The organism is Anabaena sp. CS-542/02, assembly GCF_028331085.1.
In the GTDB taxonomy this organism is placed as follows: Bacteria; Cyanobacteriota; Cyanobacteriia; order Cyanobacteriales; family Nostocaceae; genus Anabaenopsis; species Anabaenopsis arnoldii.
The window spans coordinates 1-9,854 of sequence record NZ_JAQMTM010000070.1 but is presented as its reverse complement, the minus strand read 5'-3'; the positions used below and the strand labels follow the sequence as shown (position 1 = coordinate 9,854).

Genomic DNA, 9,854 nt, shown 5'->3' with positions numbered 1-9,854 from the left:
GCAATTTATTCTCAGTGCTTCTAACGATGCTCATTACAGCCCCTCTATGCCATTTCAACATCACGCCTTGGATATAATGCGGGCTATTGAAACCGATAGATGGTCAGTGCGGGCGACTAATACCGGATATTCCGCCTTTGTTGACCCCCACGGACACACTTTATGGATATCTGGATATAATACCTATGCAACTCATGCTGAAACTATCTACAAGCGGGAAACTCGCACTTTATACGTGCGTTGGGGTGATTGGTTGACGGTTGTATTGTTGGGGTTGGCTGGGTTCTTCTATCAAGTTATTCGTCTCACTTGATGGGGAGAATTGAAAATTTAAGAGGATGTTTTAAAACTTATGATTAATGTATCAAATATTGTTTTACCCCACCCTCACCATTTCCTTGCAAGGGGAGAGAACTTGATGTTATTGCTTACGGTGTTCGGTGTGTTCCCTCTTGAAAAGTTATAAAACAACCTCTAAATAGGTTTGACTACTTGAAAGGGAATGGTCATTGCTGCTAATCTTTGAGTATCAATACCACCGACTCCCTTTGGTAATGCCATCCTTTCTACATTCATTCCCCCCCGTGTAGCTGTATCTAGGTCATCAAGGAGGTTATTAGTTAAATCCAAAATTTCATCATTGACAGAAATCGGACTACGTGTGTTTCTCATACCTCTGCTAACTGCTATTCTCTCTAAGGTTTGTAAAGCAGTGCGTAAAGGCGTTGTACTCCCAAGAGATACGATCTAAAGGTTGCTGTAAAGCGATCGCTACATCCGCAGACAAGTCATTGAGAACGGCGGAAAAAATCCAGGTAGCATAGATTTGCATCTGGACACCATTAGTCCCATCTACCCACAAATAAGACAAACCTAACAATGCTCGCCACCACAGAGTCTCATTCTTTATGGAGACCTCAAGAACAATCCCAAGTTTTAAGCTTTACCCAGGTAGGATACATATTTGTTTGATTTAGCATCTGTATTCAGGAGTTTTACCAGTAGGGAAATAATTCCTAGACTTCATAGTAAATTGTTAAAAAGTCTTGTCCTTGTCTATCAATACCACCAGATAAATGTCCTAGTTTCTTAGAACCAATTTGTTGATATAAGTAATTAAAACTGTGAGAATTAATTCCATAATGCTGGCGCATCTTACCCAAATAATGTTCAATATCTTGCAAGGGGATGTTAGCTTTATAAAAATTTAAATCAAAGGATTTGCGGGGATTATTTTCTTCACTTACCTCTAGATAAATAAAAGGATTATCATTAACCCTGTCAGCAGCAAAATTGATTATCTCCTGGACTATTTTCCCCGGATGAGAGTGATTGTAACCCTGATAAATAGATGATATCCTGTTGAAAATCTCTGCTACAGACAGCAAAGGATAGCAGGTATATGTAGATATAACCCCTTTGGTATTGTCCAGGGCGTTCCATTTAAACCCTAAACCCAGAAGATGGGTTTCGGTTTTATGAGATTTACTTTTGAGATCGTTAACCATTTGATCCCAAAATTCTAAATATACTTTATAAATACAACTGACTTCATTGCCTTCAAAACCAAAATATACTACACTTGCCTGAGATAAATTGTGCTGAAATATTTGTAAATATTTCTCTGGTATATCCATTTGTTTGCAGAAATATAAGAAGTTATCCCTCAAGTTGTCTGCTGTTTGTATTGCCAGTATAAAGCGATTTTTATGTAGTCCATTTTTAGTAATTTTCCAAGATGCTTCTAAACGGAATTGCAAATTGAGATATTCTAAGGTATCAAAGATTAAATAGGCTTTTTGATCTATTATTTGTTGTGACATATAAGTATATTTTTATCGACTGATGGTTATATAATGACAAAAAATTAACTATTAAGTATGGATTCTATCACACTGTTAGGACTATGTGCGGCTGTTTTAACAACTAGCGCTTTTTTACCCCAAATGGTGAAAACCTGGCAAAGTAAGTCAGCTAAAGATGTCTCTTACCTGATGTTGGTTACGTTTATGAGTGGTCTTTTTTTATGGTTGGTTTATGGAATATATCTTAAATCTTTACCGATTATCCTGGCTAACAGTATAACTTTCTTTTTCAACTTCATCATTCTATCCCTTAAAATTAAGTATAGATAAACCTTTAAAATTAAGCTCCTACTCCCCAATTACGTATTAATATGACTGTATTTGCCTCAGAACGCCTGTTATTCACCCCCACAAACCCTAACAGCGATGCAATACCGCTGATTTTTGCTTTTCCCAATGAGTATACAGTGGGTATTACTAGTCTGGGTTATCAGGTGGTTTGGGCAACTTTGGCGACCCGTGAGGATGTACAAGTCAGTCGCTTATTTACTGATATCCAGGAAGCACTCCCTAGAAACCCGGAAATTTTGGGTTTTTCCATTTCCTGGGAACTGGATTATGTGAATATTTTAAATTTACTGGAATCTTTAGATGTTCCCATTCGCGCTAATTCCCGTAATGATTCCCATCCCCTGGTTTTTGGTGGCGGTCCGGTGCTGACTGCTAACCCGGAACCTTTTGCGGACTTCTTTGATGTGATTTTACTCGGTGATGGGGAACATCTGCTGACTAGTTTCATTGAGACTTATAAACAGGTGAGAAACGCTTCTAGAGTAACTCAACTCCAAGCACTGGCCCAAGTCCCAGGAATTTATGTTCCTAGTTTGTATGAGGTGGAATATCACGGTCAAGATGGGGTGGTGAAGTCGATTACACCGATTTTACCGGAAGTTCCCCCGGTGGTGCAAAAGCAAACTTACCGCGGTAATGTTCTGTCCCGGTCTACTGTGGTCACACAAAAGGCCGCATGGGAAAATATTTACATGGTGGAGGTGGTGCGCAGCTGTCCGGAAATGTGTCGCTTTTGTCTTGCGAGTTATCTGACTTTACCTTTTAGAACAGCTAGCTTAGAAGCTTCTTTAATTCCCGCTATTGAACAGGGGTTAGCAGTGACTAACCGCTTGGGGTTGTTGGGGGCTTCGGTAACTCAACATCCGGAGTTTGAGGAGCTGCTAAAATATATTAGTCAGCCGAAATATGATCATGTGCGGTTGAGTATCGCCTCGGTGCGCACTAATACGGTGACGGTACAGCTGGCGGAAACTTTAGCTAAAAGGGATACGCGATCGCTGACTATTGCTGTAGAAACGGGTTCAGATCGGCTGCGCCAAATCATCAACAAAAAGCTGCATAATGATGAAATCATCCAAGCTGCCATCAATGCCAAGGCTGGAGGATTAAAAGCTTTGAAACTTTATGGTATGGTGGGTATCCCCGGCGAAGAACCAGAAGATTTAGAGGCCACTGTGTCTATGATGGCTAATGTCAAAAAATTTGCCCCTGGTATGCGGTTAACACTGGGATGCAGTACTTTTGTACCCAAGGCACATACACCTTTTCAATGGTTTGGGGTCAATCAGCAAGCAGAGAAGCGGTTACAGATGCTACAGAAAAAACTCAAACCCCAGGGGATAGATTTTCGCCCGGAAAGTTATAACTGGTCAATTATACAAGCTTTGTTGTCCAGAGGCGATCGCCGGTTGTCCCAACTTCTAGAATTAACCCGTGAGTTTGGGGATTCTTTGGGTAGCTACAAACGTGCATTTAAACAACTTAAAGGGCAAATACCCGACTTAGAATTTTACGTTTACAGCAACTGGTCAACAGAGCAAATTTTACCCTGGAATCACTTGCAAGGGCCACTCCCACATTCTACACTACTAAAGCACTTAGCAGAGGCTACGAGTCAATTCAAATAAATGCAAAACACTGCTGAATACTACTGCGCTTATTGCGGCGAACCAAACTTAACTTTTATCGATTTAAGTGCTGGGTTACAACAATCTTATGTAGAAGACTGTCAGGTGTGCTGTCACCCGAATATTTTGTATCTGCGGGTTGATGAGGATACCCTAGATATTGACATTGATACTGACTGCGAAAGTTAGATTTTAGGTTGTTCTGTCCATGCTGCACTTTCAACATTCCTCGATCATTAATGCGCCCCCCGAAGTAGTGTGGAAATTCCACGAAAGACCAGATATCTTGCAAATACTGACCCCTCCTTGGCAACCTGTAAAAGTAGTCCGTCGGGAAGGGGGGTTAGAAGTAGGTGCTATTACTGAATTTCGCCTGTTTTTGGGACCCTTACCTTTAACTTGGTTAGCCCGTCACACTGAATGTGAGAAAAACCGCCTGTTTATTGATGAACAGATATCTGGCCCTTTTGAACACTGGGTACATCGCCATGAGTTTGTGGCGGAAAATGGTAAAACCAAGCTTACTGATGATATTTCTTTCTGTCTGCCTGGTGGTAGTACAGTAGAGATGATGAGTGGTTGGCTAGTACAAGCTCAACTTGAAGCCATGTTTAGATATCGTCATTATATTACTAACCGGGAGTGTGAGTCAAGATAATAGGTGAGGATTAACAGCCGTGATTTCAGGGTAACGCAGGAAATCACTAATATTAGGTGTGTCTTGACCTCTTACACATAATTTATTCTCAAATTATGTGTAATACTATTTAAGGTATCTTAATATTTAAACATATTTACTAAATGTCATAAATATTAATACTGTTGACTTGCCAAATACGAGCAGTTACTGCTTGTTGTCATGGCTACATGAATTATACGCGGAGTAAAAGCGTGTTCCAGTTAGAACCACTACCATTACCTGATAAAAAAATCAGTACCACGGCAGCAGTGAGCAGTAAATTCCTCTTTAGGGGTATTTTGGTTGCGATCGCGATTATGACTATATGGGCTATCAGTCTGGGTGTGTTACTTTATATTGATATATCCCAGTGGAAAATTTGGATCTTATTGCCGATTATACTTTGGCAAACATTTTTATACACAGGATTATTTATTACAGCCCATGATGCCATGCATGGGGTAGTTTTTCCCAAAAATCTGAAAATCAACCATTTCATAGGTTCATTGTGCCTATTTCTGTATGGGCTTTTATCCTATCCCAAACTATTAAAAAAGCACTGGTTACATCACCATAATCCAGCCACAGCCAAAGATCCAGATTTTCATAATGGTAAATATAAAAACTTCTTAGCTTGGTATTTATACTTCATGAAAGGTTACTGGAGTTGGTGGCAAATAATCACATTAATGATTATTTATAACTTAGGAAAATATCTCGGACATCTGCCAGAGGATAACCTCAATTATTTTTGGGTAATTCCCTCAATCTTAAGTTCCCTACAATTATTCTATTTTGGCACCTTTCTACCCCATAGTGAACCAGTAGAAGGTTATCAAAACCCCCATCGTTCCCAGACTATTAGCCGTCCTATTTGGTGGTCATTTATCACTTGCTACCATTTTGGTTACCATTACGAACATCACGAATACCCCCATGTTCCTTGGTGGCAACTACCTCAAATTTATCAGGTATTTAATTCCGGTAACGGGGGACGCACAGATAAATAAATTAAGGGACCCAATAAAGGAATTAAAGCTATTAACCAGAAAAAACCCTGATTTTTCACACCCCGACGCGCCATATCATCCCCCAGTAATGTGGGAAATAACAGACAAAGTAGACAGAAATCTAAACTCATCACATGAATGAAACGGCTGCTTTGGAAATGCTGTATAAAATTTGCCACATCCCCTGTGTAACCATAGGCGAGGAGAATCACCACGACTATAGTTAAAATCACACCAGTCACAGGGGAATCTAGCAACTTGAGTAAGAGAGTCTTTCTACCAGAAAATACCTGATTGGGTGAGCGTAAAGCTAAGTAAGGTAAAACAGCAAAAGCCCCAACAGCAAAAGAAGCGACTGCAAAAGGCCAAGGGCGGATTTTTTGAGCAGTACCATCACTTAACAGTACTGCACTGTAAATTACAGGCCAGATGCCCATGAGGTTAAATAATGCTATGACTAGGGGGTTAATATCTTGCCATTTTCCCAGGGAAAGCCTTTGAATTAACTCCCAAGTATCAGGTTGATCTGGGGGAGCAAAAATAAAAGCATAGCTGAGAAATCCCAGCCATAGTAAACCAAAACCAATTTTTCTGAGCATCTTCTTGTATACCAACTTAACTAAAAGCGTCTGAAAGGTAGTCAGCAGCAGCAGTTACAACTGCGATCGCACTTTCATAGTCCAGGCGTGTAGGTCCTAATACTCCCACACTCCCTACAGGTAGCATACCCCGGCGATAAGTAGAAGAAATTAAAGTACAGGTGCGGATCGGCTCCAGGGGGTTTTCTGTACCGATGCGGACTGTTACCTTAGACTTACCCATCTCTTGGGTTTCCGGTTCAGCAAAGATCAACGGCCACAACTGCTCTTGTTCTTCTTCGAGTAAGTGGATAATGGTTTGTACTTGCTGTAATTGAGAAAATTCCGGCTGACGCAAAACTTCTGCTACACCCCTGATCATAATTTGGGTTGTAGTTGGTGTCATATGGCTGCGAGTGAAGTCTGTGACTGAATCTTTCAAGAATTGGCCATAGCGTTGGAACTCTTGATCTAATTCACTCCAGTCGAGGGAAGTTAATTCTAACAGACTGCGCCCCCGCAAGTGGGTATTCAAAAAATTAGAGACTATCTGTAATTCATGGTCTATTTTCTCTGGGTCAACTTTGGCTTCTTCCCCTGGGGGGCATAAATTGATCAGTTTGGAATGGGTTTCATAAGCATCTGTTACCATAATCAGCATGATCTTGTTGGCTTCAATTTGCATTAATTGCAGATGTCGCACAATTGCCATAGTGGTTTGGGGCATGGTAATTAAGCTAATACAGCCGCTGACTGTGGCTAAAATTTGCGCAGCACCTTGTAATACCGCTTCCAAACTCCAATCTTCCCAATGGAGGCGATTTTGTAGGGCCAGTTCTACCTCTTTTGCTAAAATATCCGCTCGCGTAGTATCTCGGAAAGAAGGTGTAATTAACTGGTCAACATAAATACGATAGCCGGAATCTGAGGGTATGCGTCCAGCGGATGTGTGTGGTTGGTAAAGTAATCCTGATTTTTCTAACACACCCATGACATTGCGAATTGTGGCTGAACTCACACCGAGGTCATACTCATCAAGCAAGGCTTTTGAACCTACCGGCTCCGCAGTGGCGATGTAATGACGTACTGTTGCCCAAAGTATATGCTGTTGTCGATTCGTTAACTGGACTTGCATAGGGTATGTTTGGCTGAAGGCAGATTTAAAAGTGGAAAAAAAAGGGTTTTAAAAGCAAAAAATCTGAATAATAGTTAATTAATGTAGCAGAATATTTAATTAGTTCAGTTTATTTTGCACTTGATTATTTAAGTATTATTGCATCTCTGTTTGGGATAATATGTAGTATAAATTACTTTTACCCAAAAGCCATATGTATGCTTAATTAGTGACATCTCAGACGGTATAATCTTGAGAGTAGCATTGCGGCGATGTCATAATCAGTTACACCTGGGCAATGCTATCTTGTCAATCTTTTAGTATTGGGGAATAGAAGAATCAACTAAGATAGAGTAGGCATCTATACCACCAGTAATATTTTTAACATTTGTAAAACCTTGAGCAACTAGCCACTGGCACATCTGGCCGGAGCGAATACCGTGGTGACATAACACAAGGGTTTCAGCGTGGGGATTAAACATGGTGGCGACTTGGTCACTCCAGTCCCCAAATTCGCTTAAGGGGAGGTTCACAAACCCGTCAATAGTAGCAGTTGCTATTTCTTGGGGTTCGCGCACATCTATTAACTGAATACTTGGATCACCAGAAGACAGACGTTGCGCCAGTTCCTCTACACTAATTGGAGTAATGAGTTGACCAGAAGGATTCCCTGTCATGAGATTTTTGTAAACAACCTATACCCTTTATGGTGACAGAAAATCTTTTTCCTGACATCAGCATCTATTCCCAAGGGAGTAGTAAAACCAAGTTACACAACTAAAAGCACTGTCAATATGTCTAATGTCAATAGCCAACGCTCATTCTTTGGTTTTTTGGTAGCTGGGGCGATCGCACTAGTAATTATAGCCATAGGGTTATTTTACTGGTTTTTCGCCAAGACCCCGGTTAACCTTGTTACTTCTACCTCTGAACCCCAGGCTGCTATATTCGTCTCCAAAGTAGCGCCGGTGATGGTGTCGTTACTGAATAATCCAGAGCGTCTGTGGGAGCGTCAAGGACAATTATCCCAACTCAAAACCAGTTTATTAGCTAAGACTGACATAGATTACAACCAAGATATTAAACCGTGGCTAGGTAATGAAATTACCCTGGCGGTGACCACCATAGATATTGACCGCGACCCAGAAAACGGACAGCAACCAGGGTATCTGATGGCACTAGCAACCAAGAAACCAGAAACCAGTCGGGAGTTTTTAGAGTTATTATTTTCTCGGCGGGTATTAGCTGGGGCTAACTTGGAGGTGGAGAAATATGCAGGGGTAAAGCTGCTATCTGATTCTAGTTCCCAGGTAAATGCTTTGTCTGCTGCGGTGGTGGATGACTTTGTATTATTTGCTAATCATCCCAAGGTGCTACGAGACGCAATTAATAACGTCCAAGCTCCTGATTTGAATTTGTCTAGTTCCTCCCGGTACCAAAGAGCGCTACAACAGCTACCTAAAGCCACCCTAGCTACGGCTTTTCTCAATCTTCCCGCTGTGGCTGCATGGCAAGGTTTAGAATTACCAGCAGCAACCTTTGATAGCCAACTTATTTCTTTGTCTTTACATCCCCAAGGACTTTTCGCAGAAAGTAACTTTCTCACTGACTCGGAAATTATGCCGGTTTCTGCTCCCCTGACTAAAAATGTAGGGGCGTTAGGATATATACCAGATGGGGTTGGGTTGGTGATTTCCGGTACTAATTTAAATAATTTGCCCAACAGTGATTTAGGTCAACTCTGGAAACAAGCAACAACGGCTGTTTTTGGTTCCGGGACTGATGCTATTTCCAGCTGGGGAAAACCATTAGAAAATCTGGGAGTGAAGACCGAGGATATTTTTAGTTGGGTAACAGGAGAATATGCTTTAGCTGTTTTACCTCATCCTAGAGTCGGGGGGGTTAATTGGGTGTTTGTGGTGGAAAAATTAGAGGATGTCCCAGGGGGTATTGCTCGTTTAGATACCATCGCCTCAGAGGAAGGGTTGAGTGTAAGTTCTTTTAACTGGAATCAAAAAACTGTCTTTGCTTGGACTGAGTTAACTCCTACACAAACCGATACCCCAGAAGGTCTATCATTTAATATTGAGGCTCAAGTACGGGGAGTACATACCAATGAGGGCAATTATGAAATCTTTGCTTCTAATTTAGAAACTTTAGCCCCATTAATCACAACTAAGAACAGTGCTATGATTGGCGATCGCCATTTCCAAGATAGTATTGCCGGTATTCCCCAACCCAATCAAGGGTATGTATATCTGGATTGGACTAAAAGCCGCACCCTCCTAGAGCGTCAATTACCCAGTTTGCAGTTAGTAGAAATAGTAGGTAAGTCTTTTTGGCAAAAGCTGCGATCGCTGACTATCAGTAGTTACAGTCAGGAAAAAGGATTGGTCAAAACCGGGGTATTATTCCGATTTTTGGATTAATTGATCTTCAAATATGCTATGATACTCTATGTTATGGCTGTTTAACAGTTGCTGTCGGAGGTCTAGCCTCCACTTCCCCAGGGAGAGCTAGTCCTAAGCTGACTATTTTATAGACAAAACTATACTTATGTTGACAAGCATTGACATAAGTGAGTTAAGAAAATCGCCCACTTGATATATAATACGATATCAAGTATTGAATTAAGACTATTGCCAACGCGAAAACCAAGCAATGATAGCGGTAGTCTTTCTTGTAAATC

General features: G+C 41.0%; 11 protein-coding genes and 2 pseudogenes. 7 read left to right on the top strand and 6 right to left on the bottom strand.

All coding sequences use genetic code 11. The features are described 5' to 3' along the window. A pseudogene (locus PN447_RS07085) lies at positions 1-313 on the top strand (apolipoprotein N-acyltransferase); the annotation flags it as partial. 161 nt (positions 314-474) lie between these two features. On the opposite strand, the gene PN447_RS07080 reads toward PN447_RS07085, so the two are convergent. The 3 genes and pseudogenes from PN447_RS07080 to PN447_RS07070 form a co-directional block, all read right to left on the bottom strand. Beyond that, the gene (locus PN447_RS07080; RefSeq protein WP_271761980.1) at positions 475-672 is read right to left on the bottom strand and encodes a hypothetical protein; all 198 of its coding nucleotides are present in this window, start codon (positions 670-672) and stop codon (positions 475-477) included. 58 nt (positions 673-730) lie between these two features. After that, positions 731-886, bottom strand: a pseudogene (locus PN447_RS07075) (IS4 family transposase); the annotation flags it as partial. A 130-nt stretch (positions 887-1,016) separates the two neighbouring features. Next, complete coding sequence (locus PN447_RS07070; protein ID WP_271761979.1) at positions 1,017-1,823, bottom strand: hypothetical protein; 807 nt, start codon at positions 1,821-1,823, stop codon at positions 1,017-1,019. A 57-nt stretch (positions 1,824-1,880) separates the two neighbouring features. On the opposite strand from PN447_RS07070, the gene PN447_RS07065 reads away from it, so the two are divergent. The 5 genes from PN447_RS07065 (at position 1,881) to crtW (ending at position 5,473) form a co-directional block, all read left to right on the top strand. Further along, the gene (locus PN447_RS07065; RefSeq protein WP_271761978.1) at positions 1,881-2,135 is read left to right on the top strand and encodes a SemiSWEET transporter; all 255 of its coding nucleotides are present in this window, start codon (positions 1,881-1,883) and stop codon (positions 2,133-2,135) included. Positions 2,136-2,176: 41 nt separating this feature from the next. Next, positions 2,177-3,784 carry a B12-binding domain-containing radical SAM protein gene (locus PN447_RS07060; RefSeq protein ID WP_442867083.1) on the top strand — a complete coding sequence of 536 codons (1,608 nt, stop codon included), beginning with the start codon at positions 2,177-2,179 and terminating at the stop codon, positions 3,782-3,784. Continuing rightward, a complete protein-coding gene (locus PN447_RS07055) occupies positions 3,785-3,973 on the top strand; it encodes a CPXCG motif-containing cysteine-rich protein (RefSeq protein WP_271761977.1) in 189 nt (62 codons plus the stop codon). A gap of 19 nt (positions 3,974-3,992) precedes the next feature. Beyond that, the gene (locus PN447_RS07050) at positions 3,993-4,442 is read left to right on the top strand and encodes an SRPBCC family protein (protein ID WP_271761975.1); all 450 of its coding nucleotides are present in this window, start codon (positions 3,993-3,995) and stop codon (positions 4,440-4,442) included. A 233-nt stretch (positions 4,443-4,675) separates the two neighbouring features. Next, on the top strand, positions 4,676-5,473 hold the full coding sequence (gene crtW, locus PN447_RS07045) for a beta-carotene ketolase CrtW (protein WP_271761974.1): 798 nt from the start codon (positions 4,676-4,678) through the stop codon (positions 5,471-5,473). Here the strand turns inward: crtW and PN447_RS07040 are convergent. The 3 genes from PN447_RS07040 to PN447_RS07030 form a co-directional block, all read right to left on the bottom strand. Then, positions 5,431-6,072, bottom strand: a complete 642-nt coding sequence (locus tag PN447_RS07040) for a DUF2834 domain-containing protein (RefSeq protein ID WP_271761973.1) — start codon at positions 6,070-6,072, stop codon at positions 5,431-5,433. The two genes, crtW and PN447_RS07040, sit on opposite strands and share 43 nt — an antisense overlap. Positions 6,073-6,088: 16 nt before the next feature. Then, positions 6,089-7,186, bottom strand: a complete 1,098-nt coding sequence (gene hrcA / locus PN447_RS07035; RefSeq protein ID WP_271761972.1) for a heat-inducible transcriptional repressor HrcA — start codon at positions 7,184-7,186, stop codon at positions 6,089-6,091. A 296-nt stretch (positions 7,187-7,482) separates the two neighbouring features. After that, positions 7,483-7,842 carry a rhodanese-like domain-containing protein gene (locus tag PN447_RS07030; RefSeq protein WP_271761970.1) on the bottom strand — a complete coding sequence of 120 codons (360 nt, stop codon included), beginning with the start codon at positions 7,840-7,842 and terminating at the stop codon, positions 7,483-7,485. A 117-nt stretch (positions 7,843-7,959) separates the two neighbouring features. Here PN447_RS07030 and PN447_RS07025 point away from each other — a divergent pair, with 117 nt between their 5' ends. Then, on the top strand, positions 7,960-9,594 hold the full coding sequence (locus PN447_RS07025; protein ID WP_271761969.1) for a DUF3352 domain-containing protein: 1,635 nt from the start codon (positions 7,960-7,962) through the stop codon (positions 9,592-9,594). The last annotated feature ends 260 nt before the right edge of the window (positions 9,595-9,854 follow it).